Below are 24821 nucleotides of genomic sequence, written 5' to 3' on the forward strand. Positions count from 1 at the left end.
TACCGGAATGTCCGAATGCCTACCAGTCGGTCGCGCTTTCGTCCGCTAGTGGGCGGTAGCCGCTGTCCGCAGCCTACCGAAACGGCGGCTCGTCAAAGCTCCGCAGTTTCCGCGAGTGCAGCTTCGTCCCCTCCGCCCTCAAAATATCGATCGTTTCGAGCCCGATCCGCAAATGCTGCGAGATCGCGCGCTCGTAGAAACGGTTGGCCTGGCCCGGCAGCTTGATCTCGCCGTGGATCGGCTTGTCCGACACGCACAGCAAAGTCCCGTACGGGACCCGAAACCGATAGCCCTGCGCCGCGATCGTCGCCGACTCCATGTCGATCGCGACCGCGCGGCTCTGGTTGAAGCGCAGCGTCGTCGCGGTGTAGCGCAGCTCCCAATTGCGGTCGTCGGTGGTGACGACGGTGCCGGTCCGCAGCCGCCGCTTGAGATCGTCGCCGCTCTCGCCCGAGACCTTCTCCGCCGCCGCGAACAGGGCCTGCTGCACCTCGGCGATCGGCGGGATCGGGATCTCGACCGGGAGCACGTCGTCGAGGACATGGTCGTCGCGCAGATAGGCGTGGGCGAGCACATAGTCGCCGATCGTCTGGCTGGGCCTGAGGCCGCCGCAATGGCCGATCATCAGCCACGCCTCGGGGCGCAGCACCGCGAGGTGGTCGCAGATCGTCTTGGCGTTGGAGGGCCCGACGCCGATGTTGACCAAGGTCACCCCCGCGCCGTTCGGCCCGATCAGATGGTAGGCGGGCATCTGCACCTTGCGCCAATTGCCCTCGGCGATGGCCCGCTCGGGATCGGCGGTCTCGCGCGTCACCAATACGCCGCCGGCCACCGACAACGCCTCATAGGGGCTGTCCGGCTTCTGCAGTTCGCCCAGCGCCCAGGCGACGAACTCGTCGACATAGCGGATGTAATTGGTGAACAGGATGTAGGGCCGGAAATCCGCTGCCGGCGTTCCCGAATAATGTTTTAGCCGCGCCAGCGAGAAATCGACTCGCGGACCCTCGAACAGCGAGAGCGGGCGCGTCGGATCCTCCGAGAAGGCGAACAGACCGTCGGCGATCTCGTCGCCGATGTCGGACAATCGCACGCTCGGGAAGACGCGCGCCAGCTCGGCGGCCTGCACGCCGTCGAGCGACAGCTCGTCCGCGCCGTCGAGCACGTAGGAATAGGGGATTTCCTGCCGCGACCGCCCGACGCTGATCCGCACCCGATAGTCGCGCACGAGCAGGCTGAGCTGATCCTCGAGATAGCGGCGGAACATGCGCGGGCGGGTGATGCTGGTCGCATAGCTGCCCGACTGGTTGAGCCGCGCGAAGGCGCGCGTGAAGCGCGGGATCGCGCCCTCGGCCTCATAATCGACGCGCAGCTCGGGATAGGCGAACAGGCCTTCCGCGCGCGTCGCCGGATCGGGCAGCGTGCGGTCGGCGAGATAAGCGGCGAGCGCGCGGCGGAGCGCTGCGACCGAGGCCTCGTGGCGCGCGATCAGCGCATCGAGGATCGCGGGGATCTCGGCGATGGTGGTGGTCGTCATCGTCAAGGGGCGAGGTCTCCTGCTCTTCTCATTGTTGGCGGGCGACCGATGTTTCGGTGGCGACCGCAAGTCGGCTTCGCGCCGGCCGTTATGCTGTCTAGCTTAAAAATGTGGCGGTTTGGAGAGCGGCTGCCCGCCTCACTGGCCCCCAATGAAGGGGATCGGCGCGTTCGCCCCAATATAGGTCGGCAGCTTGCCGTCCCATTTCTCGATCGCACGCTGCTTGAGGATCTCCGGCGAGGCCTTCAGCGCCGCCGCCTCGATCTGCGTCGACTGCGCATGGCCCTGCGCCTCGGCCACCTCGGCGCGCGCCTCGGCCTCCTTGGTCGCGACGGTCGCCTGCGCGGCGAGCGCCTGCTGCTCGTTGGCGACACGCGCGTTGATCTGCGCCAGGATCGTCTCGGGCAGGCGGATGTTCGACGCCCAGTAGAGCTGGTCGATAATCAGGCCATAGGGCGCAAAATAGGCCGAGACGTCCTTTTGCGCGCCCGCGATCAGCGCCGCTTTCTGCGGGCCGTAGATATCCTCGACACCCATGCCCGACGCGCGCTCGACGATCGCGTTGCGCACGGCGTTGCGTAACGGACCCGCGACGATGCCCATCATGTCGGTGCGGTATTTCTGGAACAGGATCGGCGCCTTGGCCGCCTCGACGTGATAGGCAACCGACACGTCCGCCGAGACGCCGAGGCCCGACTTGTCCTGGAAGCTGATCTCCTCGTTCGCCTCCGATTGCTCCTTGCCCGCGGTCCAGGCGTAGGTGGAGGTGTAGACGGGGTATTCGTAGATCGCGGTGCCCGGCGGCGTCAGATAATAGCCGACCCCGAGCGCCTGATCGGACACACCCGCGCCCGACCCGAAATTACTGACCTTGATGCCGACATGCCCCGGCTCGACCTTCGAGCAGGAGACCAGCCCGACGCTCGACACGAGCAGAACCGCGACGACGACGGGCGCGGCAACGACGACGAGGCGGTTCATGAATTGTCTCCGTCCGTAAAGCTGTCGATCGACCGCCAGAGATGGCGGCCGGCGAGGTAGGAAAAGGCGACCGCGCCGCCGACCAGCGCGAGGGCGGCGAGATCGAGCTCCGATCGATGGCGATCGAACAGATCGGGCACGAGGAAGAGGAAGACATAGAGGTCGGCCGCAACGACGCCCAACGCCAGCAGCGCATGGACGACGACGTCGACATCATGATGCGCCGGACCGCGACTCATCGCCGTATCTCGCTATGATCGCGAATCGCCCCAGCCGGCGCGACGCCGGCGGCGCGTGCGCGCGCACCCGCAGACGACGGATCGCCGCGGCGGCCCGGCGGATCGATCATCGGTACCGCCCTGGCAAAAATCGAATGTCCCCTGCTCGGCACTGCTACCCACGCCCCATCGGCGAAATCTCAGTCGAATCCCGCCCGCGTTCAAGCCGATAATGGTCAGCCAGCCGATCGAGCGCCAGGGTCAGCACGACCCGGCCCGCGCGCGCCGGCCAGCCGAGGGCGCGTTCGGCGGTGTCCATCCCCTCGCCCGCGCAGACGATCCGCCACAGCACGTCCTTCAATCCTGCGCCGACCGCCGCGAGCGCGGCATCCGTCCGGCGCTTGGCGGCGATCTGCGCCAGCGTCGGGTCGAGCGCTTCGCCGGTGCTGGGCGCGCCCGCGTCCCAGCGCATCGTGACGCGCGGCGCCATCTGCGCGGTCGTCCAATCAGCGCGCAGTCGTTCGCCCGCCTCATATTGCCGCGCGTCGACGAGCCCGCGCGCCTTGAGCCAGCCGAGCGGCGACTCGGCGAGATTGACCGTGACGCTGCGCACCCGCCGAGTCGGGGTGCCGGGCTTGGCCGCGTCATCCTGCGGCAACGCGCGCTCGACGAGCAGGCGGTTTTCGCCGCCGATCCGCTGCTGCTGCTGCCGGCGCTCGCCGGCCGGGCCGAGCGCCAGACCTCCATCGACGCGCCGTACCCAGCCGGCCCGATCGAGCTCGGCTGCCAGGCTCGCAGGCGCCTGCAATGACCCCGCCGCCCACCCGTTCGCGGTGCGTCGAAATCGCCTTCCGGCAGCAAGGGCGTCGACCACCCGTTGGCCTTGCACGCTCAGCCGATATGCCATGACCTATGTTCCGTTTTTGTTCCGGGTGGAATCGCATGCCATAACGGATATGCTGTAGGAAAGAGAATAACCGGTCCGGTTCGGGGAAATGTCATGATCACGCGTATCCGCGATGTTCGCCGTGCCAAGGGCATGACCCTCGCCGAAGTCGCCGCCGCCTGCCTGCCACCGACGACCGCGCAGACGATCGGGCGGCTCGAGACCGGCACGCGCACCGTCTCGGTCGGCTGGCTCAACCGCATCGCCGCGGCGCTCGGCGTCGAGGCGGCCGATCTGGTTAGCCTGCCCGACGTCGTCGATCTGCCGGTGGCGGCGATCCTCGGCACGGCGGGCGTGACGGCGCCGCGCCAGCCTTCGGTCGCGACCCCGCCGCGTCCGGGCCCCGGCGCGCTCGCCTTGCTCGTCGAGACCAGCCAGGGCGAGTATCGCGCGGGCGACACGCTGTGGCTCGATCGGCTCGCCCCCGAAGAGTTCGGTCGTGCGCTCAACCGCGACGTGCTGCTGCCCCGGCCCGCCGGCCGCTTCCTGTTCGGCCGGCTGATCGGCCGGGATCCGGGCAAGCTGCAGGTGTTGCCGCTCGCCGGCGGCGGCCGCCAGCAGGTGCTCAGCGATCCGGCCTGGCTGGGCGTCGCCACCCGGCTCGTGCGGACGCTCGGCTAGCCGCCCGCCGGAAGCCGCCGCGCGAGCAGCGCCACGCCGAGCGTCGCGAGACCGAGCAGTCCGATCAGCGCGGGGATGCCGATGCCGGCGCGCAGCAGAGCCACGACCAGCGCCACCATCGCGACCGTCATTCCCGCGTTGACGATGTTGTTCGCCGCGATCGTGCGCGACCGTTCCGCCGCGGCGCTCGACGTCTGGAGGATCGAGTAGAGCGGCACGACGAAGGTACCGCCCGCAACCGCGATGCCCGCGATATCGAGCAGTATCCGCCAGCTGCCCGGGGCCGCGACGAAGGCGGCGACCCCCAATGGCGTCGCCGGCGGACGTGCGCCATGCGTCGACCACCAGAGATCCATCATCGCCACCCCGAGCGCTCCCGCCGAGGCCGGCACGCCGCGCGCCGTCACCTTGCCGCCGAGCAGCGTGTTGACCAGCAGCGAGCCCAGCGCGACGCTGATCGAGAAGACCAATAGGAACAGCGTGGCCACCGATTGGCGTCCGCCGATCACGTCGCTGACCAGCGGCGCGAATTCGGAAAGCAACACCGCGCCGACCGAGAAGAACCAGCTGATCCCGAGGATCGCAAGCCAGACGCCGCGATCGCGATACGCGCGCGCGACGATCCGCCATGTGCCGCGGGCCAGGTTGCGATCGATCCGCAGCCCGGCGGCGGCGGCTGGCGCGGACGGGATCGCGAAGCTCGTTGCAAATCCGGCAATCGCGAGCGCGCAGGCGACCACGCCCGATTGCCACGGCGCGATCACGCTCGCCAGCAACTGGCCGCCGAGGATCGCGAGGAAGGTGCCCGCCTCGATCACCCCGGTGCCGCCGACGATTTCGCGGCCCTCGAGATGCTGTGGCAGGATCGCATATTTGATCGGCCCGAAGACCGTCGAATGCACCCCCATCAGGAACAGCGCGAGCAGCAGAAGCGACATCGATCCGATCCGAAAGCCGATCAGCGCGACCAGCATGATCGCGACCTCCGCCGCCTTGACGACGCGGACCAATATCGCCTTGTCGCAGGAATCCGCCAGTTCGCCGGCGAGCGAGGAGAACAGGAAGTAAGGCAGGATGAACAAGCCGGTCGCGATCGTCGCCAGCTCGGCCGCCTCGCCGGGCGCCACCGCACCGACTCCGAAATTGGCGAGAAACAGCAGCGCGAATTTGAGCAGATTGTCATTGAACGCGCCGAGGAACTGGACGGCGAACAGCGGCCCCAGTCGACGCGTGCCGAGCAGCGACAGATCGGGTGCGGACATCGACGCCGCCTTAGGACCGAGCCGGTCGTCATGGCAACGGCCGCTGTGCCGATCGCGTCACGCCATGCAATCGCGCTTGCCCCGCCGCCGGACGCACGGCTATGAGGCGGCGACGCGAGGCCGGGCGGTTAGCTCAGTTGGTAGAGCAGTTCGTTTACACCGAACGGGTCGGCGGTTCGAGCCCGTCACCGCCCACCAGTCTCGCGCAGCGTGGCCGCACGCCGTCTCGGCCGCATATCCGGTCCGCGTGCCGCGCGAGGCGCAAAGCCTGCCAGCGAGCGACGACATGCAGCCTGCAGGCTGACGCATCGTCCTGAAGCCACCGCACCGAGCGTGCTACGCCTTGTCTGCCGGCGCAAGAATACGCTGCGCCGCGCCGAGATAGGCTTCCATCGCAAACGCCGCGCCCTCGCTCAGATCGATGAACACGCGGCGACCGTCATGCTGGTCGGGGCGGCGGACCAGCAGCGCCTGTTCGGTCATCTGCGTGATCCAGCGTAGCGCGGTGGTCGCGGGCACGGCGGCCGCGATGCACAGGCTCGACACCGCCACCGTCCGCATCTCGATCCGGGCCGAGGCAAGGTCGAGCAGAATGTCCCACGCCGGATCCGCAAACAGCGCCGGCTCGAAATGCTGCCCGCGCATGCGCCGAAGCCGCAGGATCGTCCGCACCAGCGGGCCATGCGACACGAGCGGGGCCGCGGCGGCCTCCACCGGTGCCGGTGCCGGGTCGCCCGACAGCGCGGCGAGCGCGCGCGCGATCCGCCCGACCTCTTCGCTAAGCTGCGCCAGGCGCCGGCGATTGTCGGCCTCGCCATCCTCGGTGACGCCCGCAATCGGCGCGATCACCAATTCGGACAGGGCCGCGTCGCGTTCGGTGGCATCGGCATCAACGAGGATCGCGACACCCGGATCGTCGATCCGCGCGACAACGATATCGATCAGATCCGCGGGCGTGAACACCAGCGCGGACAAGCGCCCCCCGATCGTGCGTAGACCGTTCACCCGGTCCAATATGTCGTCGAGGGCAGCACCCTCGTCGGTGCCGATATCGACGACGACGCTGGCCGCGCGCTGATCGAGCCGCTCGCAGGCCACCGACAGCGGCCCGCTCGCCACCACCCGGCCGCCGACCCTTGCGATCGCGTCAGCAAGCAGGTCACGCCGCTGGGGCTCGTCGCCGAACAGCAACACGCTCGGCGCGTGTAGAAACACATAGGGAATGTCGACAGGTTCGGCGCGCATCGCAACCTCCGTTCCATTTCTGTTCCGGTATACACCGGAACGGAGGAAGGTCACTTGGCAAACGAATCCGGAACGGATGCGATCCGTGCCGGACGGGTCTTGGAGTCAGCCGATCCGCGCCCAAGCCTCGGATATCTCGACGATCATCTCGCGCGCCTGGATGATCGGCTTCGGATTATGTTGCGCGACCGAGAGATCGATCAGCCGCCGCGCTTCCCGATAGACCGCTGCCAGCCCGCGCGCGAGGTCGCCGCCCTGGGCATGATCGAGACTGCCCTCGAGCCCGAGCAGGATCGAGCTGGCCCGTCCGCGCCGTTTGATCGCGCCTTCCTGCGACAGCGTGCCGTTGGCGGCCAGCCCGACCGTCAGCGCGTCCATCGTCTTGAGCAGCTCGTCGTAGAGGATGGCGATCAGCCGGTGCGGGCTGGCGCCCTCGACCTTCGAACCAAGATCGATCGTGGCATATTGGCGCTTGGCGGAGGCATAACCGGCGGAGGCGAACATCGTGAATTCCTTAACGTAGAGCGGCGGCAGGCGGAACGATCAGGACGATTTGTCCCACAGATCGACCTGCTGGGTGAGATAGCTGGACGTCGCCTTGTAGCCCGAGACCAGCGTGTTCATCTGGGTGAACTGGGTGACGAGACGATCGTGATAGACGGTGACCTGCGCGTCGGCCTTGGTCAGCGCGTCCGCCAGCGCGGTCTGTTGCGTGGTCAGGCTGGTCGACAGCGTGGTGAGTGCACCCGAGGTCCCGAGCAGCACGTCGTGGATCGCCTGGAGCGCGCCGCCCAGCCCCTGGTTGATCGTGACCGTCGCGCTCGACGGCGCGCTCGACAGGATCTGCAGGATCAGCCCGCTGGCATTGTTGCCGGCACCGGCCGTGAGCGTCCAGCTCGACGCGCCCATCGCCACACCGTTGATGCTGCCCGTCGCATTGCCGCCATTGGTGGCCGGCGTAATGCCGCTAACCGTGTAGACGCCCGACGCGGCGACACCGGCCGCGCTGGTGATCAGCACGCCGGACGCCGAGCTGCTCTGCGAGGTCATGAACATCGCCTCGACGTCGTTGGGATGATTGGCGAGCATCGTCGACAGCGTGGTCGCGTTGACCGACAGCGTGCCGTCCTGCGCGGTCGAGACGCCGAGTTCGGCGAGCGTCCGGATCGTGCCCGAGGCGTTGAGCGGCGTCGTGGTCAGCTTGGCGAGCTGGTTCTGCAGCTGACGGATCGCGGTGTTGCCGCGCAGCGGTCCGGCGTCGGCGGTGCTCGTCGCCGCCGCGGTCGCGGTGTTCAATTCGCTCAGCAGCGAATTATAGGCGCTGACGAAATCGTTGATCGAACTGGTGATCGCAGCGGTCGCGGGGGTCGACGACAGCGCCGTGCTGCCCGTGCCGACCAGCGTGATCTGCACGCCGGGTATCACGTCGGAGAATGTGTTGCTGGCACGCGTGACGGTGACGCCGTCGACGGTGAGCTTGGCATCCTGCGCGGTCTGCAGGCCCGTCATCGTGGTCGAGGCGGTGGTCGCGGCCGGATCGTAGGACAGCGCGGATAGCGACGTGCCGCCGCTCGGCTGGGTCGCCGTACCATCGTTGCTACCCGTGAGGGTGAAGCTCTGCGCCTGCCCCGTCTGGCCCTTGAGCACCATCGTGCTGTTGCCATTGGCGTCGGCGATCACCGAGGCGGTGACTCCGGCCCCGGCGGCGTTGATCGACTGGGCGAGGCCGGCAAGCGTGTTGTTCGAGCTATTGACGGTGATGCTGATCGGCGAACCGGTGCCCACGGTCAGCGACAGCGTCCCGTAGTCGAACGCCTGGCTGGTCGCGTAGGTGCTCGTCTTGACCGACTGTGCGGTCGCGATCTGCGCCACACTGATCGTGTCGGAAAGCGTGCCGATCGCCTGTCCGGCGACGGGCGCGACGGTCAGCACGCCGGTCGCCGACGACACCGGCTGGGTCTGCAGCGTGCCGCCGGCGACCAACGTGTTGAGCGAGGTCGAAAAGGCGGTGAGATCGCTCGAGATCGACGCGACCGAGGAGATCTGCGCGGTGTTCGCCGTCTGCTTGGTGGTGATCGGGGTCTCGACCGAGGTCTTCTGCGCGGCGGTCAGGCTGGTGACGAGCGAACCCGTGTCGATGCTAGCGCCATTGGCGTTGAGGCTCGACAGGATGCTCGCGCCGATGGCGGCATTGCTCGTCGTGGTCGATGCCGTCGACGTCGCGGCGGTCGTCGCTGCCGTGCTGCTCGTGGTTGCGCTCGTCGTCGTCATGAAGCTTCCCTTCGTCTCCAGATACGACCGTGCCGCAAAAAACTTTACACCCCGTTCACTGCGTCGCCGGCGGTTCCGTCGCCGACCAGCCGCCGCACGCTGGCGGCGCCAAGATGCGCCTGGACGCGCAGCGACCGCGCGGCTTCGGCGCAGATGCTGCAGGCGAGATCGGCAGCGGTGATCGTGCCGCCCGGTACGCTGTTGTCCGGGTCATCGCGGGCGCCCTCGAGGCGGCCGAATTCGTCGATCGTCTCGAGCGCGGCGGCGATCCGCTCGCGATTGTCGTCGAGCAGGGCCAGCTCGCGGCGTGCCTCGGCATCGGGGTCCCGCTCGCGCTGCGCATCGCGCAACGATGCGAGCCAGCGCAGCCGGCGCTGGCGGCGTTCCAGGCCCTGTCGCGCGGCGAGCGATGCGCCGCGGGTCAGCGCTACCGCACCTACCCCCGCCACTGCCGTGATCGCCTCGTCCATCGCCGTCGTCCCGGATGTCCTCGGCAACAAGGACGGCAGGATCGGGCGATGCTTAAGCCAAGAGTCTTCGACTAAAGTATCAGGCCGAGGGGCGGCCATTCTCGTCGAAGCGGACCTCGCCCGGCACCTCGACGACCGGCTGGGTGCGGCCTTCCGCCACCGCACGATCGATGTTGAACACGAAGGCCAGAATCGTGGCCACCGCGACGTACAGATCCTCGCGGATCAGCTGCCCCGCGCGCGTCGTGAAATAGAGCGCGCGCGCCAATTGCGGATAGCTGAGCATCGGCACCTTATGCTCCTCGGCGAGCGCGCGGATCGCGTCCGCCGTGGCGCCGCGACCGCGCGCGACGACGACGGGCGCGGCATCCTCGGCGGGACGATAGCGCAGCGCGATCGCGAAATGCGTCGGGTTGGTCAGCACGACGTTCGCCTCGGCCACCGCCGAGCGTGCCGAGCGCCGCGACGCCTCCATCTGGCGCCTACGGATCGCGCCCTTGAGCTCGGGCGAGCCTTCGCTCTGCTTGTTCTCGTCCTTGACGTCCTGCTTGCTCATCCGGAGCTTGGCGGTGCGGCGGATCATCTGCGCCGGCACATCGACGCCGGCGATCAGTACCAGCCCCATCGCCATCACGAGCACCGCGTAGACGAAGCTGTGGCCGAGTTCGGTCATCGCGCCCGCCATGTCGCCGCGACCCATGGTGGTGATCCGCGCCATGCGCGACGACAGCAGCCACCAGCCGATCGCGCCCATCACAGTCACCTTGGCGATCGCCTTGAGCAGCTCGATCAACCCCTGCGCGCCGAAGATCCGCTTGATCCCGGCGAGCGGGTTGATCCGTTCGGCCTTGAACGCGATCGCGCCCCAGCGAAAGCCGAAGGCGCCGAGCAGCGCGGGTGTCCCGACTGCCGCAACCACGGTCGCGCCGAACAGCAGCGCCAGCGGCACCATGATCTGGCCCAGCATCGCGATCAGCGTCGCGCCGGGCTCGAAATCATCGACCGCGCCGCGGCCGAAGCTCAGTGACCCGCGCAGCAGCGTCGACAGCGCACCGACCAGCAGCGGCCCGCCCAGCGCCAGCCAGCCTGCGCCGACGATCATCACCAGCGCGGCGCCAAGGTCCTTGGATTGAAGGACGTCGCCTTTCTCGGCGGCATCCTTGAGCTTTTTCTGGGATGGGGCTTCCGAACGTTCGCCGGCGGACTCCTCGGCCATCAGCCATGACTCCTGGCGAGGCTGCGCGAGAGCGCGAGCCCACGCTCGATCGAGGTCGCGATGCCGTCGCCGATCGCGGGCGCGGCGATCGACAGCAGCACGACCCCGGCGAGTATCGTCGCGGGGAGCCCCACCGAGAACAGGTTCATCGCGGGCGCCGAACGCGCCAGCATCGCCATCACCACCTGCACCAGGATCAGCGCGAAACCGACCGGCAGCGCGATCGCCATGCCGGCGGCGAACATGTCGCCGCCGAAGGCGAACACGTCGTGCAGGCTGCCCTGCCCCAGCCACGCCTGCCCGGGGGGGAGCGACTTGTAGCTGTCGACGATGATCGTCGCGAGCATCAGGTGGCCGTCCATGGCGAGGAACAGGAAGGTGCCGAGGATCGACAGAAACTGGCCGATCGCCGGCGTCGACGCGCCCGATTGCGGATCGACCATCGAGGCGAAGCCCAGCCCCATCGAATTGGCGATCACCTCGCCCGCCATCATCGCCGCGGCATAGCCGAGCTGGACCGCGAAACCGAGCGCGAGCCCCGCGATCACCTCGCCCGCGATCATGACGAAGCCCGCGATGGTGGCAATGCCGCCGGGGGGCAGCTCGAACGGCACCTGCGCCAGCGCCGGGATACCGACCGCGAAGCTGATAATCAGACGCACCTGCACCGGCACGTTCTGCGCGCCGAACACCGGGGCTGCGAGAAACGCGGCACCCGGCCGGATCATCGCCACCAGGAAGATCCAGAGATTGGCTTCGATCCCGACGAGGCCGGTTGGCAGCATCTCAGTGCAGCAGTTCGGGGATGCGGTGGAACATGTCGCGGGTGAAGTCGGCGAGCAGCGTCATGATCGCGCCGCCGAACAGCGCCATGCAGATCGCGACGACGAGCAGCTTGGGGATGAACGACAAGGTTTGCTCGTTGATCGACGTCGCCGCCTGCACCATGCCGAGGATCAGCCCCGCGACCAGCGCGGGGATCAGGATCGGCGCCGAGGCAAGCGCCAGCACCCACATCGCCTGCTGCGCGATGCCGATGAAATAGTCGGTGCCGACCGCGGGCTCCACGATCTAGATCCTCCCCATCGCAGATGGGGAGGGGGACCGCCGGCGAAGCCGGGGGTGGAGGGGCGGCGCTACCGGGCGAAGCGCTTGGGGCACCGCCCCTCCACCACTCGCTGCGCGAGCGGTCCCCCTCCCCCCGCTTCGCGTGGGGAGGAATGAGAGTAGCCACCTCATCCGAAACTCTGCGCGAGGCTGCCCATCGTCAGCGCCCAGCCGTCGACCAGCACGAACAGCAGCAGCTTGAACGGCATCGAGATGATCGTCGGCGACAGCATCATCATGCCCAGCGACATCAGCGTCGTCGCCACCACCAGATCGATCACCAGGAACGGCAGGAAGATGAGAAAACCGATCTGGAAGGCGGTTTTCAGTTCGGACGTCACATAGGCCGGCAGCAGGATCGTGAACGGGATGTCGGCGGCACTCGCGAATTTGGGCGCATGCGCGATGTCGGAGAAGAGCTGGACGTCGGTCTTGCGGACCTGCCGCACCATGAAGACGTGCAGCGCGTCGCCCGAGCGCTTGATCCCTTCCTCGAGCGGGATCTGGCCGGCGCCATAGGGGGTGACGGCGGCGGCGTTGATCTGGTCGATCACCGGTCGCATGATGAACAGAGTGAGGAACAGCGACAGCCCGACCAGCACCTGGTTGGGTGGGGTCTGTTGCAACCCGAGCGCCTGGCGCAGGATCGACAGCACGATGATGATCCGCGTGAAGCTCGTCATCATCAGCAGCAGCGACGGCAGCACCGTCAGCAGGCTCATCAGCACGAGGATCTGCAGCGACAGCGACAGCGGCTTGCCGTCGCCGGACACCTGCCCGAGCGCCTTGTTGAGCGCCGAGGACTGCACCGCGCCGGGCGGAGTCACCGCGCCGGTGCCGGGCGCCGCGGCGGCGAAGGCGGGGTGCGCGAGGAGAAGGGCCAGGAGAATGGCCGCGACCGTCACGATCATGGGAAGCGCCTTCCCCAAACCCGTTCGGCTCAGGGCGAACGGATGAGGGGAGATCAGCAACACCGCCTTCCGTTCCCCGGCGAAAGCCGGGGCCCAGAGCTTCAGGCGCGGCGCTTGCAACTTCTGGGCCCCGGCCTTCGCCGGGGAACGGGATGCGCGAGCATCAACGCTCACTTACGCATCCCCGTCGTCGATATAGCGCGCGAAGCCGCCGTCGATCGGGCTTTCGGACAGCACGTCCATCCGCCCGCGCGACACGCCCACCAAAATCCGCTTGCCCTCGAACTCGACCACCGCGAGCCGGCCGCCGGTCGCGCCCATCGGCACCGCGTCGACGATCCGCACCAGCTTCTCGCGCTGACCGCCGACCGAAAAACCCGGCTGGAACTTGCGCAGCAGCCACAGCGTGCCCACCGCCATGCCGGCGACCAGCGCGAGCATCACGACGACGTTGAGCAGATAGGTGAAGGTCATGCCCGGCGTTCGAGCCCCGCCAGCCGCGCCTCCGTCGCGACGACGTCGACCACGCGGATGCCGAAGCGGCCGTTGACCGTCACCACCTCGCCCTTGGCGACCAGCGTGCCGTTGACGAGGATATCGAGCAGTTCATTGGCCTGGCGGTCGAGCTCGACCACCGATCCCTCGTTGAGATCGAGCAATTCGCTGAGCTTGAGCGAGGTCGAGCCGACCTCGACCGACAGCCGCAGCGGAATGTCCGCGAGCAGCCGGAAATTGCGCCCCGCCGGCGTGCTCGGATCGTCGATCCCCGGAAAAGGCGCATCGCTCATATCGCTCAATTCCAAATCCCCCGCTTACAGATACGCTCAGTGACCGCCGGTGCGCTCAGGCGCGCCGATCTGTTCGACCTGGAACGCCGCGCGCCCTTCCTGCTCGCCGATCGTGCCTTCCGCAAGCCGTCTGTTGCCGACGATCAGCGGAACCCGCGGCGCCAGCGTGATCGGGATCACGTCGCCCGCCTTGAGCGCGAGCAGCTCGCTGACCGACAGCGTCGGCCGCGCCACCACCGAGCGCACCGGCAGGCTGACCTGCTCGAGCGCGCGCGCCATGCGCCAGCGGAACTCGCTGTCGACGGGTGCCGCCTCGGCATGGGTCTTGGCGGCCAGCTGCGCTTCGTAGGCACGCATCGCGCCGAGCGGAAACACCAGATCGATGCTCGTCGCCCCCGGTCCGCCGCCGGCGACCGAGAAGCGCTGCACCACCACCGACTCGTCGCCGCGCACCAGGCTGGCATAGCCGGCATTGGTCTCGCGCGACGCCAGCATCGATTCGAGCGGGACGATGTCGGCCCACACCTCGACCACCGCGCCGGTAATCGCGTCGGTCAGCCGCGAGAGCAGCCGTTCCTCGGCCGCCGTGAATTCACGCTTGCGCGATGCCGCGGCAATGCTGCCGCCGGTGCCGCCATAAAAAGCGTCGACCAGCCGGCTGACATAGTCGGGCGCGATCGCGACCAGCATGCCGCCCTTCATCGGACGCAGGCGATAGAGGCTGAGCGAGGTGAATTCGGGCAGCGCATCGCGCCACGTCTCGAACCGCGAGGTCAGCGCGGGCTCGGCCTCGACCTTGGGTTTGACCCGCGCGAACGGTTCGAAGACGTCGCGCAGGCGCCGCGCCAGCCGCTCGCCGACCCGGTCGAGCCCGGCCAGCCGGGCGCCCGGCCGCAGCGCTTCGCTGCCGAGCGCGAACGGTTGCACGTCCTTGCCCACCAGCTGCGCGCTCAGCCGCGTTCCCTCCTGCTTGTCGATCGGCTCCCGGGCCACTTCGGTTCCTTCACGCTGACGTCACCACCCTTACTGGATGATGAAGCTGGTGAAATAGACATCATCGACGCCGCCGTAACCCGTCTTGTCGACGAGCACCTTGTTGATCGCGTCACGCAGCCGTCCCTGCAGCGCAGTCTTGCCCTCGGGCGTGCCGAGCACGAACGCATCCTGGTTGGCGAGCACCTCGAGCACCGCCGAGCGGATCGGCATCTCATTGTCCTTGAACCCGTCGAGCACCTTGGCGTCGTAGAAGGTCGAGACGCCAAGCGAGATCTGCGCGATGCCGTCGGTATCACGCAGGTTCGACGTGAAGGGCTGGTCCATCGTGTAATAGGACGCCTTATAGTGTCGCGGATCGGGCCGGAACGTCCCGACCGCACGATGATCGTCACCGGCGACCGCGCTTTGTCCCGAGCGGACGACGAGCTTCGGCGCATCCGGGTCGATCGTGTCCTTGGCGTGCGCGCCTCCCAGTCCCATGCCGGCGGCCATCATGCCGCCGCCGACGCCGCCGCCGACAAGCACGAGGCCGCCGACCACGATCAGGATCAGTTTCTTCTTGCCCTTTTTCTTCGGTGCGGGCGTCGCTTCGTCACTCATCGTCTGGTCCTTGACGCTCAAGCATAAAGTGCATCGGTCGGGGCGGCCGGCGGCGGCGGTTCAGCGCCCGCCGCGACCTCGCCCACTCCGGTCATGCGGCGATAATTATCGGAAAGAGGTTGCGATCGGGTTTGCGAACCGCGCCCAGAATCAGCCTGCGCACCCGAATGACTGTTGGTTTGCGCGGAAAAGCCACCCGATCCGGTCGATGGCCGCGAATCGCCCTGGCCTTGCGAAGGCGGTCGCGAATCGGAGGAATGCGCGCCGACATCGACCTGGGTGCTGGCGATGTGCAGGCCCTGCGCCCGCGCGTCGGCGAGCAGTTGCGGCTTAGCATCGGCGAGCGCCGCGCGACTGGCCTCGTTACTCGCGGTCAGCGTTACCGCGGCGCCCTCGGCGCCGCGCAGCAGTTCGACCTGCACCGCGCCGAGATGCTGCGGGGCGATACCGAAGCGCAGCGGGCTCGACGCGTCGCCGGTCGCGGCGATGTCGTGCGCGATGCCGTCGAGCCATGCGCCCTGTTTGGCGAGATCGACCTGCCGGTCGGTGCCGCCGGCGGCAAGCTGACCGGCGGAGCGATCGGCAGCCGGCGACGCGACAGTCGTCGCGGACACGGCACTATGGCCCATCGCGGGCGTGGCGACCGGTGTCGGGAGCGTCAGGTCCGCAACCGCATCCGCAGACGCCGCGTCGGTCGCCGAGGCGTCGGTGTCGATATTGGCCGCAGCCTTGCGCGTCGCCGCCGATCCGGCGCGAACATCGGGCCGCATAGCGACCGGCTTCGTCAGGTTGACGGTGGATGCGACGGCGCCAGCGGTGATCGGAGAAGCGATTGGTGGAGCAGGCTGGCCAGCGGCGACGATGGGCGCGGCGGGCGATGCCGCAACGCCTGCGGGCAATGCCGGCGCACTTGGAGCTGCCTGCACGACAGCGGCGGGAAGGGTCGACGACACCGAAATCGTATCGGCTTCGACGAGCGGATTGCCGGCCGGCGCTGGGCTCGGGGTCAGAGCCAGGGTCGCAGTGCGAGCGGGAGCCGGGGTCAGAGTCAGAGTCAGAGCCGGAGCCGGGGCCGGGGCCGGGGCCGGGGCCGGAGCCAGCGCCGGGGTCGTAGTCCGAGCGGGAGCCGATACCGCCAAGGTCGCAGAATGCGCATTCGCGTCCGTCGCGGCAAACGTGCTCGGGATCGTGCCCGATACCGCGACCGTTGCGCCGACCGTATTGAACCGTCCCGCCATCAAGTCGGCGGTGCTTTGCGGCTGCAGTTGCGGCTGTGGCTGCGCCTGCGGCATCGCCGTCGCTGTCGTCGAGTTGGCCGGCAGTCTCGCGGACACTGGCGCGGCATCGGCTTGGTACCGCGCACGGATCGCGGCGCTGTCCGTCAGGGCCGCCAGAACCGGCGTCAGCGTCGGGTCCGTCGGCGCCGCAGCGGGATCATTCGCCCCAGGCTGATCGCTGGCCGCAGCCAAGACGGACGGCGTGTTCGGTTGCGACAAAGGTTCGGTGCCCGGCCGCGCGGCATCGACAGATGCGGGGTTGCCGACCGCCGCGGATGCCTGATCCGCGATTGATACCGTGGGGGTGGGTGCAAGGGATATGGCGGGCGACCCGGGTGCGACCGTCGCTACGATTTGGTCCGATGCGGTATCGAGCTTGGCCTTGGTCTTGGCGCGCGGAATATCGCTGTCCGTCTCATCGGCACCGCGACCGGTTTTGCTGCGGCTCATCGCGGCTCCGGGAGAAACTATCGCCCTCGGCTGCGCGCGCGACGCGATTACCGGCGCGGGAGCCCCCGCCGGCTGAATGACGACGGACGACGCCGGAATGGACGTGATGCCGCGCTCCGCGGTTCCGCCGGCAGGCGCCGGCGACGCATTGTTGACGGCTACGCGTGGGAGTAACGGTTGGTTGCCAGGCGCGTCGGCCGCCGCCTCCGCGGTCAGGTCCTGCGAGACGCTACCGCTCGCGGTTGGTGTCGACCCGGTCGGCGTCCCAATCGCGGTGGCGACGATGACCGTGTGAACCGCGGGGCCGTCGCTTCCGTCGGTCGCCTCCAGGGACGCCGAAACGGCCGGAGCATCGGTCTTCCTATTGGCGAGCGGCGCCGAGACGGACGCGGCATCGTCATCCGGCTGCTCGCGCGTCGCCGTCATATCGTGCGTGCCCGATCGCGCAGACGGGGAACCCGTGACACCCTGGGTCGCCGGCGCCATTGCGGCGGTGCCTCGCGAGTCCGACACAATACCGCTCTTGTCTGCCGCGCCGGACAGCATGGCGGCGAAGACCGACGCATCCTGTCCGTCGCCAACGCTCGGTTTGGCACCCGCCTGTGGCGTCAGGAGCGACGGATTCAGTGCTGCGACATTGCCCATCTTCATGCTTCTCCGCCCCAGCCGCGGGGCGGCCGATGATTGGCTGACGCGACGCGGCGCTCGACGAGAATGTCGGCGGCCTTGGTGGCGCGCTCGACGAGACGTTCGGCGCTTTCCTGTCGGATCCGCGCCTCGACACGCTCGGCTGCCTTGCTCGCCGCCGTGGCGCGGGCGCCCGCGATTGCGTCGGCGAGGCCGAAGCGTGCGAGATCGAGGCGGTGCGCGAGTTCGCCCTGCGCGGCGAGCGTCTGCGAGGTCAGGCTGCCGACACCGGTGGTGAGGCTGAGCCGCAGCTCGAGCACGCGCGCGGCGCTCACCTCGAGCGTCTGCAGCTGTGCGTCGGCCGCCGCGGCTGCCCCCGATGCGAGGACATGCTCGACGCGGCGGACGCGCGCAATGCGCTCGCGGCGACGGACGACGCTGCTCATATCGCGAAGCTTTCGATGAGTTCGGCCGAGCTATGCGCCAAATCGATGCGGTCCTTGGGCTTCTGCTTGAGGAAGGCGAGGATCTCGCGGTGGCGCGCGATCGCCTGATCGATCGTCGCGTCCGACCCGGATTTGTACGCGCCCATCAGGATGAGATCGCGATTCTCCTCATAGACCGACCACAGCCGGCGCAGCGAGGCGGCGGCGTCGGCATGTTCGTCGTCGACGATGTCTGCCATCACGCGGCTGAGCGAGCGGCCGACGTCGATCGCGGGAAAGATGCCCTGTTCGGACAAGGTCCGCGACAGGATGATGTGCCCGTCGACGATCGCCCGCGCGGTGTCGACGATCGGATCGTCGCCGTCGTCGCCGTCGGCGAGCACGGTGTAGAGCGCGGTGATCGAGCCACCGGTGCGCGCATCGGCGCCGGCGCGTTCGATCAGCCGCGGGATCATGCCGAGCGCCGAGGGCGGATAGCCCTTCATCGTTGGCGGCTCGCCCAGCGACAGGCCGAGCTCGCGCTGGGCATGCGCGCAGCGCGTCAGGCTGTCGATCAGGAGGAGGACGCGCTTGCCCTGCGCACGAAAATATTCGGCAATCGCGGTGGCGCGCATCGCGGCGCGCAGCCGGAGTACCGGCGGATGGTCAGCGGGCACCGCAACGACGACGCTTTTTTCACGCACGCCCGGAATCAGCTTGGTCGCAAGAAAGTCGGCGACCTCGCGCGAGCGTTCGCCGATCAGCCCGACAACGATCACGTCGGCCTCGGCGCCCTGGATCATCTGCCCCATCAGCACCGACTTGCCGACGCCCGAGCCTGCGCAGATCGCGATGCGCTGGCCGACGCCGGCGGTGAGCAGCGCGTTGATCGCGCGCACGCCCATGTCGAAACATTCGGTGACACGCGCGCGGTCGAGCGGGTTGGCCGGCTTGCCGGCGAGCGGCCAGGTCGCCTGCGTGTCGATCGTGCCGAGCCCGTCGAGTGGCACGCCCGAGGCGTCGATGACACGGCCGAGCAGCGCCTCGCCGACCTCGGCGATGCCGCCATTGGCATCGGGTTCGACGCGCCCGCCGTTGCTGTGCGGCGCATCGGCATCGAGCGCCATCATCAGCGAACGATCGCCCTTGAAGCCGACGATTTCGGCGCGCGTCGCATGGCCGTCGGCGTCGATCACGCGCACCGAGGCGCCGACCGGCATGGCAAGGCCGGTCGCCTCGAGCATTTGGCCGTCATAGGCGACGAGCTTGCCGATCCGGCGCGGCCCGGCGTCGCCGACGGTGAGGCTGTCGAGCAGCGTGGCGGCCCGATCCTGAAGCGATGTCATCGTGTGCCGGCGATCCTGTCGAGCGCGAGTTTGAGCCGATCGAGCCGGACGGCGGGGCCGTCCTCGATCGAGCCTGCGCCGGTTTCGAGCCGCAAGCTGCCGGGCGCGAGCGCGGCGTCCGCCTCCGCTACGACCGGAAGCTCGACGCCGGCGAGCCGCTTGAGGTCGTCGGGATTGAGCTTGAGGATCGAGGGCCGCGTCTCGTCGCCGATCATCGCGGCGGCGGCGGTCGCGCGCGCGACGAGCGTGTCGAGATCGACGGATACCTCGCCGACGACCTCGTGGAGCAACCGCTCGACGGTCGCAGCGATCATCGCGCCGAGCCCCTGCGCCGGCTCGGGCCGGAGATGCTCGAGCCCGGAGGCCAGCGTGCGCAGCGCCTCGCGTTCCGTGTCGGCCTCGCGGCGCCCCGCCTCGATGCCTGCGGCGAAGCCCTGCGCCATCGCATCGGCGCGGATCGCGTCGATGTCGATCGCCGGCTCCTCGATTTCGAAGGCGAGATCGTCGGTCGGCACCTCGAACGCCTGGCGCAGCGCCGCACCCCAGGCGACGAACGGCGCCGGCGCCGAAACGTCGGGCTGGGTCCAGACCGAACAGCGCTGCGCGCCCGCAAACGGATTAGACATAGTCGTCGCCCCCCTTGCCACCCAAACTGATCGTGCCGGCCTCTGCGAGCTTGCGCGCGATCGCGAGCACCTGCTTTTGGCTTTCCTGGACCTCGGCGAGACGCATCGGCCCGCGTTCGGCCATCTCGTCCTGGATCGACTGCGCGGCGCGGCTCGACATGACGCCGAACATGCGGGTGCGCAGGGCAGGCTCGCAGCCCTTGAGCGCGACGATCAGCACGTCGTTGTCGACCGAGCGCAGCAGCGCACCGAGATCCTTGTCGGTAAGCGCGGAGAGGTTGTCGAAGACGAACATCTCGTCCTCGATCTGCCGCGCCAGCCCCTTGTCGAGCTTGGCGAGCTGGCGGATGACGCGCTGCTCGACATTAGTGCGCGTGCCGTTGACGATCTTCGCGGCTTCGGTCGCACCGCCGCGCTTGGGCGCATTGCCCTGGCCCGACCCTTTGTTGACTTGTCGCAGCAGAAGCCGCTCGAGATCGTCGAGCGCCTCGGACGAGACCGGCCCCAGTGTGGCGACACGGTAGACGATGTCGGCCTGCGCATCCTCGTCGAGCTGCTGGAGCACGTCGGCGGCGATCGGCGGATCGAGATGCGCGAGCACCAGTGCCGCGATCTGCGGATGCTCGCCCTCGACCAGCCCCGCGATCGTCTTGGCGTCCATCCACTTGAGGCTGTCGAGCGCGGACTGGCGCGTCGGCGGCGTGATCCGGGCGAGCATGTTCTCGGCGCGTTCGGCACCGAGCGCGCGTTCCATCATCGTGCGGATCTGGCCGTCGGCGGCGAAGCCGATCGTGGTCCGCTCGCGGGCGCGATCGACGAACTGGTCGAGCACACCGTCGACCTCTTCCTCGGAGACGTCGGCGACGCCGAACATCGCATGGCCCAATTGCTGGACCTCGTCGGGATCGAGCCGGCCGAGCACCTGCGCAGCCTCGTCCTCGGCGAGCAGCATCAACAGGATCGCCGCGGCGCTGGAGCCCGAGGGGCCCCCGTCGGCCATCGTTGCGGGAACGGCTTCAACCATTGGCGGCCTCGGCCTTGGGCATGTCGGCGCGGATCAGATCGCGGACGACGAGCGCGGCGCGATCGGGATCTTGGCGGACGAAGTTGCGGATCAGCGCGGCGCGGGCGGCGTAGCCCGGCGCGGCTTCGATCATGTCGAGCGTCACCGACTTGTCGCCGCCGGTCTCGGCCTGCGCGGTCGCCAAGGCGCCGGCGATTTCGCGGCCGACCGCGGCGCGCTCCTTCGACTTGTTGGCGATACGCTGCTCGGCGACCACCGCGCGCCGTTTCATCAGCGGGCGGCCGATGCCGAACACGACGATCGCAGCGACGGCGAGCGCCGTCAGGTTGCGGCCGACGATCGGCAGCCAGCTCGCCTGGTACCATTTCGGCCCTTGTGCGGCATCGGCGGCGACGAAGGTCTGCTGCGTCACCGCGACGGTGTCGCCGCGCTGCTGGTTGTAGCCGACCGCGCCCTTGACGAGGTCCTGGAGCTGCTGCTGCTGCTGCGCCGTCAGCGGCTTGGCGCCAGCGGCCTGGCGCAGCGCCACGGCGACCGTCAGGCGGCGCACGGTGCCGACAGGGTTCTTGGTCACCGAGACCTGATGGCCGAGCTGGTAGCTGCGGTTGTAGGTTTCGTTGGTCTTGTCCGCGGCGGCCGCGGCGGCCTGGCCGGGTGCGGCACCGGGGGCCGCGGGACCCGCGGGCTTGCCATTGGGGGTTGCGGCCGGCTTGACCGGCGCCGGCGCGGTGTTGGACAGCGCGCCGGGAATGCCCGAGGCAGGGCCCGTCGAGCCCGATGCGGGATCGCTGGTCCAGCTGCCCTGTTCGGTCTGCACGACCTGGCCGTCCTTGGGATAGGTTTCGGTGGTCGAGGCGACCTCGGCGAAGTCGAGGTCGGCGTGGACCTCGGCGGTGAAATTGCCGTCGCCGAGGATCGGCGTCAGCAGCGCGGCGATCGCCTGGCGGGTGCGGTCCTCGACCTTGGTCTGGATCGCGACCTGCTTGTCGGTACCGTCGGCGTCGCCCCCCTGGTTGGCGGCGCTGAGCAGATGGCCGGATTGGTCGACCACCGACACGTCGTCGGGCGACATGCCGCCGACCGACGAGGCGACGAGATGGACGATCGCCTGGACCTGACCGGCGCTGAGCGTCTGGCCCGAGCGCAGCGTCAGCATCACCGAGGCCTGCGGCTTGGCGTCGTCGCGCAGGAACACGCTGGGCTGGTCGTCCGCGACATGGACCTTGGCGGATTGCACCGCGTCGATCGCCTCGATCGTGCGGGCAAGATCCATTTCCTTGGCCTGCTGGAGGCGCGCGCCCTCGACAGCGCGGCTGGCGCCCATCGGCAGATTGGTGATCAGGCTGTCGCCGTCGGGGGCGGACTTCGGCAGGCCCTGCTGCGCGAGCAGCATTTTCGCCCGGTAATAGCTGTCCTCAGGGACGGTCAGCGTGCCTGTGGTGTTGTCGATGCTGTACTTGATCCCGGCGGTGTCGAGCGCCGAGACGACGCCCGCCTTGTCGGCATCGCCGAGCCCCGAGAAGAGGTCGCGCTGCGGGCCCTGGTGGAGCACCATCCAGATCAGCGCGGCGGCGGCGAGGAGCCCCAGCATGCCGATCATCGGCAGGCTCTTGGCGACCGCCGGCTGGCGGGCAAAGCCCATCGCGCGGTCGAAAATGCCACCCATCCCGCCCTTGCCGATGGCACCCAGGGGCATCGGCAGGCTGCGACCGGAGGCGACGAGTTCGTTGGGGGTTGCTGCGAGTTCAGCCATATTACACCGACATGCTCATGATGTCCTTATAGGCGGACAGTAATTTGTTGCGGACTTGCAACGTGGCCTGGAAGCCGACCGAAGCCTGTTCGCGCGCCAGCATGACCGATGCGATGTCCGTCGTGTCGCCGCGCTCATAGCTGTTCGAGACGTCCTCGGCCTTGGCCTGCATCCCGTTGACCTGGCTGAGCGCGCCCTTGAGCGCCGATCCGAAGTCGGCGACCGGCGTCGCCTGCGTCGGCGTCGCCGCCGTGCCCGAGGTGATCGCGGCGGGGCCGTTGGCGGCAGCTTTCTGCAGCACGCTGTTCTGCTGGAGGATCTGGTTCCTCAGCGCCATGAGGCTGGTGGCGGTGATCGCGGTCATCGTCTAATTCCTCAGGCCGCCTGCCGCTCGCGCATCTGCGCGAGACGGTAGCGAAGGGTTCGTTCGGAAATGCCAAGCTTGGCGGCGGCGAGCAGCCGCTTGCCGCCGGTCGCGTCGAGCGCAGCGCGGATCGCATCATGCTCGCTGTCGCGGGCGACATCAGCGAGGCTGGCGTCGCGCAGCATGGCCGTCGGGGCCGGGGCTAGCCGCACCACCGACAGCGTCGGCGCGGCGTGGACCATCTGCTCGATGGCGAGATCGTCGGCCTCGATGCGGTCGCCCATGCGCAGCAGCAGCGCGCGCTGGACGACGTTGTCGAGTTCGCGGACATTGCCTGGCCAATCGTGCGCCATCAGCCGGTCGAGCGCATTGGCGGTCGGCCAGGCGACGCTTTCGCCCGAACGGGTGTGGCGCAGGATCAACGCCGCGGTGATCGCGCGGATATCGAGCCGGCGGGCCTTCAAGGGCTTGAGCGCCAGCGGCATGACGTTGAGCCGCCAGTAGAGATCGGCGCGGAAGCGGCCCTCGGCGACTTCGGTGGCGAGCTCGCGGTTGGCGGCGGCAATGATGCGGACGTCGATCTTGACCGGCGTGGTCGCACCCACCGGCAGCACTTCGCGCTCCTGGATCGCGCGGAGCAATTTGGCCTGCAGCGCGATCGGCATCTCGGCGATCTCGTCGAGCAGCAGCGTGCCGCCCTCGGCGGCGCGGAACAGGCCCTCGCTGGCGCCGGCGGCACCGGTGAAGGCGCCCTTGGCATGACCGAACAGGATCGCCTCGAGCATCGTGTCGGGGAGCGCCGCGCAATTGACCGCGACGAACGGCTTGTCGGCGCGAGGGCTGGCGGCGTGGATGAAGCGGGCGATACCCTCCTTGCCGGTGCCGGTCTCGCCGAGCACCAGCACGGTCGCGTCCGAGCCGGCGACCTTCTCGGCCAGCTTCAGATAGATCGCGCTCTCGGGCTCGCCGACCGCGGGGCGGATGGCGGGACGGCAAAGCTCGGCGATCATCGCCAGGCCGAACGCCATGTCGTCGAACCCGAAATGGATCCGATGAGGCATCCCATTAGACGAAAGGATGAGGCGCGGTGCGATTTCATCCGTCGCCTCGATCAGGATATCGCGGACGGTCGCGATCGAAATCTCGTCGTGGGCAAGAATCCTTACCGTGTCACGCCCGAGTGTTTCGCCGGATTGCAGGACATGCGTTGCAACACCAACACCCGCCAACCACGCCGGAATCGCCGGGTTTTGCTGGGCTGCGCGAGCACTGATCCCGATCGTCGTCATCATTCGCTCCCACCGACATTGCGTCGCCGCAACAATCTCGCGGAATGTGCCGAACAAATGGTTAACGCGCCCGCGCGCTTTCGCGACCGCTCACACATACGGGCGGACGAATCCTGCACGCACGACACGCGCGTGAACGGGTCCGCGCGCGTGGGCCGACCGCCATGGTTAACGCCGCGTTGGGAAAAAAGCCCGGAACTGAACGCTAAAGACCCGTCGCGCCCCGCCGTTACCTGGATCGTAGCCGAGACGGACAGCGTCCCTAGCCGGCTCGGTAGCGGGAAAAAGGAATTTCATCATGACGGTTATCAATTCGAACAGCGCCGCCCTTCGTGCCCAGAACGGCAGCCGCATCGCGAACATGGAATTGCAGACGGCGATGGCTCGCCTGTCCTCGGGCAACCGGATCAACTCCGCCGCCGACGACGCCGCCGGCCTCGCCATCTCCAACTCGATGACCTCGCAGATCACCGG

26 protein-coding genes, 1 tRNA gene and 1 pseudogene are annotated in these 24821 nt (G+C 68.5%); 3 read left to right on the plus strand and 25 right to left on the minus strand.

The window, feature by feature from the left end; all coding sequences use genetic code 11:
- Positions 1-73: 73 nt before the first annotated feature.
- The 4 genes from Q0326_RS10510 to Q0326_RS10525 form a co-directional block, all read right to left on the minus strand.
- Complete coding sequence (locus Q0326_RS10510; protein ID WP_298689949.1) at positions 74-1534, minus strand: AMP nucleosidase; 1461 nt, start codon at positions 1532-1534, stop codon at positions 74-76.
- A gap of 138 nt (positions 1535-1672) precedes the next feature.
- Positions 1673-2515 (minus strand): SPFH domain-containing protein, encoded by an 843-nt coding sequence (locus Q0326_RS10515; protein WP_298689902.1) that lies wholly within the window; start codon positions 2513-2515, stop codon positions 1673-1675.
- The gene (locus Q0326_RS10520; protein WP_298689904.1) at positions 2512-2754 is read right to left on the minus strand and encodes a hypothetical protein; all 243 of its coding nucleotides are present in this window, start codon (positions 2752-2754) and stop codon (positions 2512-2514) included. The genes Q0326_RS10515 and Q0326_RS10520 overlap by 4 nt, the downstream gene beginning before the upstream one ends.
- Positions 2755-2908: 154 nt before the next feature.
- A complete protein-coding gene (locus Q0326_RS10525) occupies positions 2909-3391 on the minus strand; it encodes a DUF6456 domain-containing protein (protein ID WP_298689951.1) in 483 nt (160 codons plus the stop codon).
- Between the two features lie 342 nt (positions 3392-3733).
- Between Q0326_RS10525 and Q0326_RS10530 the strand changes: the two genes are divergently transcribed.
- Positions 3734-4300 carry a helix-turn-helix transcriptional regulator gene (locus tag Q0326_RS10530; RefSeq protein WP_298689906.1) on the plus strand — a complete coding sequence of 189 codons (567 nt, stop codon included), beginning with the start codon at positions 3734-3736 and terminating at the stop codon, positions 4298-4300.
- Here the strand turns inward: Q0326_RS10530 and Q0326_RS10535 are convergent.
- Complete coding sequence (locus Q0326_RS10535; RefSeq protein WP_298689908.1) at positions 4297-5562, minus strand: hypothetical protein; 1266 nt, start codon at positions 5560-5562, stop codon at positions 4297-4299. The two genes, Q0326_RS10530 and Q0326_RS10535, sit on opposite strands and share 4 nt — an antisense overlap.
- 122 nt (positions 5563-5684) lie before the next feature.
- On the opposite strand from Q0326_RS10535, the gene Q0326_RS10540 reads away from it, so the two are divergent.
- Positions 5685-5760 (plus strand) — tRNA-Val (locus Q0326_RS10540).
- A gap of 138 nt (positions 5761-5898) precedes the next feature.
- Here the strand turns inward: Q0326_RS10540 and Q0326_RS10545 are convergent.
- From Q0326_RS10545 to Q0326_RS10640, 20 genes are all read right to left on the minus strand, one after another.
- Positions 5899-6807 (minus strand): MarR family transcriptional regulator, encoded by a 909-nt coding sequence (locus Q0326_RS10545; protein ID WP_298689910.1) that lies wholly within the window; start codon positions 6805-6807, stop codon positions 5899-5901.
- 105 nt (positions 6808-6912) lie between these two features.
- Positions 6913-7311 (minus strand): flagellar protein FliS, encoded by a 399-nt coding sequence (locus tag Q0326_RS10550; RefSeq protein ID WP_298689912.1) that lies wholly within the window; start codon positions 7309-7311, stop codon positions 6913-6915.
- Positions 7312-7350: 39 nt separating this feature from the next.
- Positions 7351-9078, minus strand: a complete 1728-nt coding sequence (gene fliD, locus Q0326_RS10555) for a flagellar filament capping protein FliD (RefSeq protein ID WP_298689914.1) — start codon at positions 9076-9078, stop codon at positions 7351-7353.
- Between the two features lie 44 nt (positions 9079-9122).
- Complete coding sequence (locus Q0326_RS10560; RefSeq protein ID WP_298689916.1) at positions 9123-9548, minus strand: hypothetical protein; 426 nt, start codon at positions 9546-9548, stop codon at positions 9123-9125.
- Between the two features lie 79 nt (positions 9549-9627).
- Positions 9628-10764: a flagellar type III secretion system protein FlhB gene (locus Q0326_RS10565; RefSeq protein ID WP_298689919.1), complete on the minus strand. Its 1137-nt coding sequence runs from the start codon at positions 10762-10764 to the stop codon at positions 9628-9630.
- The gene (gene fliR / locus Q0326_RS10570) at positions 10764-11549 is read right to left on the minus strand and encodes a flagellar biosynthetic protein FliR (RefSeq protein ID WP_298689921.1); all 786 of its coding nucleotides are present in this window, start codon (positions 11547-11549) and stop codon (positions 10764-10766) included. Before fliR ends, Q0326_RS10565 begins: the two co-directional genes overlap by 1 nt.
- 1 nt (position 11550) lies before the next feature.
- Entirely contained in the window at positions 11551-11832 is a 282-nt protein-coding gene (fliQ, locus tag Q0326_RS10575) for a flagellar biosynthesis protein FliQ (protein WP_298689922.1), read from the minus strand.
- 167 nt (positions 11833-11999) lie between these two features.
- On the minus strand, positions 12000-12782 hold the full coding sequence (gene fliP / locus Q0326_RS10580) for a flagellar type III secretion system pore protein FliP (protein WP_298689924.1): 783 nt from the start codon (positions 12780-12782) through the stop codon (positions 12000-12002).
- A 174-nt stretch (positions 12783-12956) separates the two neighbouring features.
- Positions 12957-13256, minus strand: coding sequence for a flagellar biosynthetic protein FliO (locus tag Q0326_RS10585; protein WP_298689925.1), 300 nt, complete (start codon positions 13254-13256; stop codon positions 12957-12959).
- Complete coding sequence (fliN, locus tag Q0326_RS10590) at positions 13253-13570, minus strand: flagellar motor switch protein FliN (RefSeq protein WP_298689927.1); 318 nt, start codon at positions 13568-13570, stop codon at positions 13253-13255. Before fliN ends, Q0326_RS10585 begins: the two co-directional genes overlap by 4 nt.
- Positions 13571-13606: 36 nt before the next feature.
- Positions 13607-14563 carry a FliM/FliN family flagellar motor switch protein gene (locus Q0326_RS10595; RefSeq protein ID WP_298689929.1) on the minus strand — a complete coding sequence of 319 codons (957 nt, stop codon included), beginning with the start codon at positions 14561-14563 and terminating at the stop codon, positions 13607-13609.
- A 30-nt stretch (positions 14564-14593) separates the two neighbouring features.
- Positions 14594-15166, minus strand: coding sequence for a flagellar basal body-associated FliL family protein (locus Q0326_RS10600; RefSeq protein WP_298689931.1), 573 nt, complete (start codon positions 15164-15166; stop codon positions 14594-14596).
- 17 nt (positions 15167-15183) lie between these two features.
- On the minus strand, positions 15184-17544 hold the full coding sequence (locus Q0326_RS10605; protein ID WP_298689933.1) for a flagellar hook-length control protein FliK: 2361 nt from the start codon (positions 17542-17544) through the stop codon (positions 15184-15186).
- Positions 17541-17966, minus strand: coding sequence for a hypothetical protein (locus Q0326_RS10610; RefSeq protein ID WP_298689935.1), 426 nt, complete (start codon positions 17964-17966; stop codon positions 17541-17543). The genes Q0326_RS10605 and Q0326_RS10610 overlap by 4 nt, the downstream gene beginning before the upstream one ends.
- Positions 17963-19291 carry a FliI/YscN family ATPase gene (locus Q0326_RS10615; RefSeq protein WP_298689937.1) on the minus strand — a complete coding sequence of 443 codons (1329 nt, stop codon included), beginning with the start codon at positions 19289-19291 and terminating at the stop codon, positions 17963-17965. The genes Q0326_RS10610 and Q0326_RS10615 overlap by 4 nt, the downstream gene beginning before the upstream one ends.
- Positions 19288-19917, minus strand: coding sequence for a hypothetical protein (locus Q0326_RS10620; RefSeq protein WP_298689939.1), 630 nt, complete (start codon positions 19915-19917; stop codon positions 19288-19290). Before Q0326_RS10620 ends, Q0326_RS10615 begins: the two co-directional genes overlap by 4 nt.
- A complete protein-coding gene (gene fliG / locus Q0326_RS10625; protein WP_298689941.1) occupies positions 19910-20941 on the minus strand; it encodes a flagellar motor switch protein FliG in 1032 nt (343 codons plus the stop codon). Before fliG ends, Q0326_RS10620 begins: the two co-directional genes overlap by 8 nt.
- Positions 20934-22694: a flagellar basal-body MS-ring/collar protein FliF gene (gene fliF, locus Q0326_RS10630; protein WP_298689943.1), complete on the minus strand. Its 1761-nt coding sequence runs from the start codon at positions 22692-22694 to the stop codon at positions 20934-20936. The genes fliG and fliF overlap by 8 nt, the downstream gene beginning before the upstream one ends.
- A 1-nt stretch (position 22695) precedes the next feature.
- Positions 22696-23058, minus strand: coding sequence for a flagellar hook-basal body complex protein FliE (gene fliE, locus Q0326_RS10635; protein WP_298689945.1), 363 nt, complete (start codon positions 23056-23058; stop codon positions 22696-22698).
- Positions 23059-23069: 11 nt separating this feature from the next.
- Entirely contained in the window at positions 23070-24347 is a 1278-nt protein-coding gene (locus Q0326_RS10640) for a sigma 54-interacting transcriptional regulator (RefSeq protein WP_298689947.1), read from the minus strand.
- Between the two features lie 298 nt (positions 24348-24645).
- Between Q0326_RS10640 and Q0326_RS10645 the strand changes: the two are divergent.
- Positions 24646-24821: pseudogene (locus Q0326_RS10645) on the plus strand (flagellin FliC); the annotation flags it as partial.

Origin of the sequence: uncultured Sphingomonas sp. (assembly GCF_937859915.1) — a bacterium.
Classification (GTDB): domain Bacteria; phylum Pseudomonadota; class Alphaproteobacteria; order Sphingomonadales; family Sphingomonadaceae; genus Solisphingomonas.

Bases quoted from the DNA above. Each gene is read 5' to 3' on its own strand.
- Q0326_RS10605 (WP_298689933.1), bottom strand. From the start codon at position 17,544: ATGAAGATGGGCAATGTCGCAGCACTGAATCCGTCGCTCCTGACGCCA.
- Q0326_RS10560 (WP_298689916.1), bottom strand. From the start codon at position 9,548: ATGGACGAGGCGATCACGGCAGTGGCGGGGGTAGGTGCGGTAGCGCTG.
- Q0326_RS10615 (WP_298689937.1), bottom strand. From the start codon at position 19,291: ATGACATCGCTTCAGGATCGGGCCGCCACGCTGCTCGACAGCCTCACC.
- Q0326_RS10620 (WP_298689939.1), bottom strand. From the start codon at position 19,917: ATGTCTAATCCGTTTGCGGGCGCGCAGCGCTGTTCGGTCTGGACCCAG.
- fliP (WP_298689924.1), bottom strand. From the start codon at position 12,782: ATGATCGTGACGGTCGCGGCCATTCTCCTGGCCCTTCTCCTCGCGCAC.
- fliG (WP_298689941.1), bottom strand. From the start codon at position 20,941: ATGGTTGAAGCCGTTCCCGCAACGATGGCCGACGGGGGCCCCTCGGGC.
- Q0326_RS10585 (WP_298689925.1), bottom strand. From the start codon at position 13,256: ATGACCTTCACCTATCTGCTCAACGTCGTCGTGATGCTCGCGCTGGTC.
- fliD (WP_298689914.1), bottom strand. From the start codon at position 9,078: ATGACGACGACGAGCGCAACCACGAGCAGCACGGCAGCGACGACCGCC.
- fliR (WP_298689921.1), bottom strand. From the start codon at position 11,549: ATGCTGCCAACCGGCCTCGTCGGGATCGAAGCCAATCTCTGGATCTTC.
- Q0326_RS10520 (WP_298689904.1), bottom strand. From the start codon at position 2,754: ATGAGTCGCGGTCCGGCGCATCATGATGTCGACGTCGTCGTCCATGCG.
- Q0326_RS10510 (WP_298689949.1), bottom strand. From the start codon at position 1,534: ATGACGACCACCACCATCGCCGAGATCCCCGCGATCCTCGATGCGCTG.
- Q0326_RS10530 (WP_298689906.1), top strand. From the start codon at position 3,734: ATGATCACGCGTATCCGCGATGTTCGCCGTGCCAAGGGCATGACCCTC.
- Q0326_RS10545 (WP_298689910.1), bottom strand. From the start codon at position 6,807: ATGCGCGCCGAACCTGTCGACATTCCCTATGTGTTTCTACACGCGCCG.
- Q0326_RS10610 (WP_298689935.1), bottom strand. From the start codon at position 17,966: ATGAGCAGCGTCGTCCGTCGCCGCGAGCGCATTGCGCGCGTCCGCCGC.
- fliF (WP_298689943.1), bottom strand. From the start codon at position 22,694: ATGGCTGAACTCGCAGCAACCCCCAACGAACTCGTCGCCTCCGGTCGC.
- Q0326_RS10550 (WP_298689912.1), bottom strand. From the start codon at position 7,311: ATGTTCGCCTCCGCCGGTTATGCCTCCGCCAAGCGCCAATATGCCACG.
- Q0326_RS10515 (WP_298689902.1), bottom strand. From the start codon at position 2,515: ATGAACCGCCTCGTCGTCGTTGCCGCGCCCGTCGTCGTCGCGGTTCTG.
- Q0326_RS10535 (WP_298689908.1), bottom strand. From the start codon at position 5,562: ATGTCCGCACCCGATCTGTCGCTGCTCGGCACGCGTCGACTGGGGCCG.
- fliN (WP_298689927.1), bottom strand. From the start codon at position 13,570: ATGAGCGATGCGCCTTTTCCGGGGATCGACGATCCGAGCACGCCGGCG.
- Q0326_RS10600 (WP_298689931.1), bottom strand. From the start codon at position 15,166: ATGAGTGACGAAGCGACGCCCGCACCGAAGAAAAAGGGCAAGAAGAAA.
- fliE (WP_298689945.1), bottom strand. From the start codon at position 23,058: ATGACCGCGATCACCGCCACCAGCCTCATGGCGCTGAGGAACCAGATC.
- Q0326_RS10640 (WP_298689947.1), bottom strand. From the start codon at position 24,347: ATGACGACGATCGGGATCAGTGCTCGCGCAGCCCAGCAAAACCCGGCG.
- Q0326_RS10565 (WP_298689919.1), bottom strand. From the start codon at position 10,764: ATGGCCGAGGAGTCCGCCGGCGAACGTTCGGAAGCCCCATCCCAGAAA.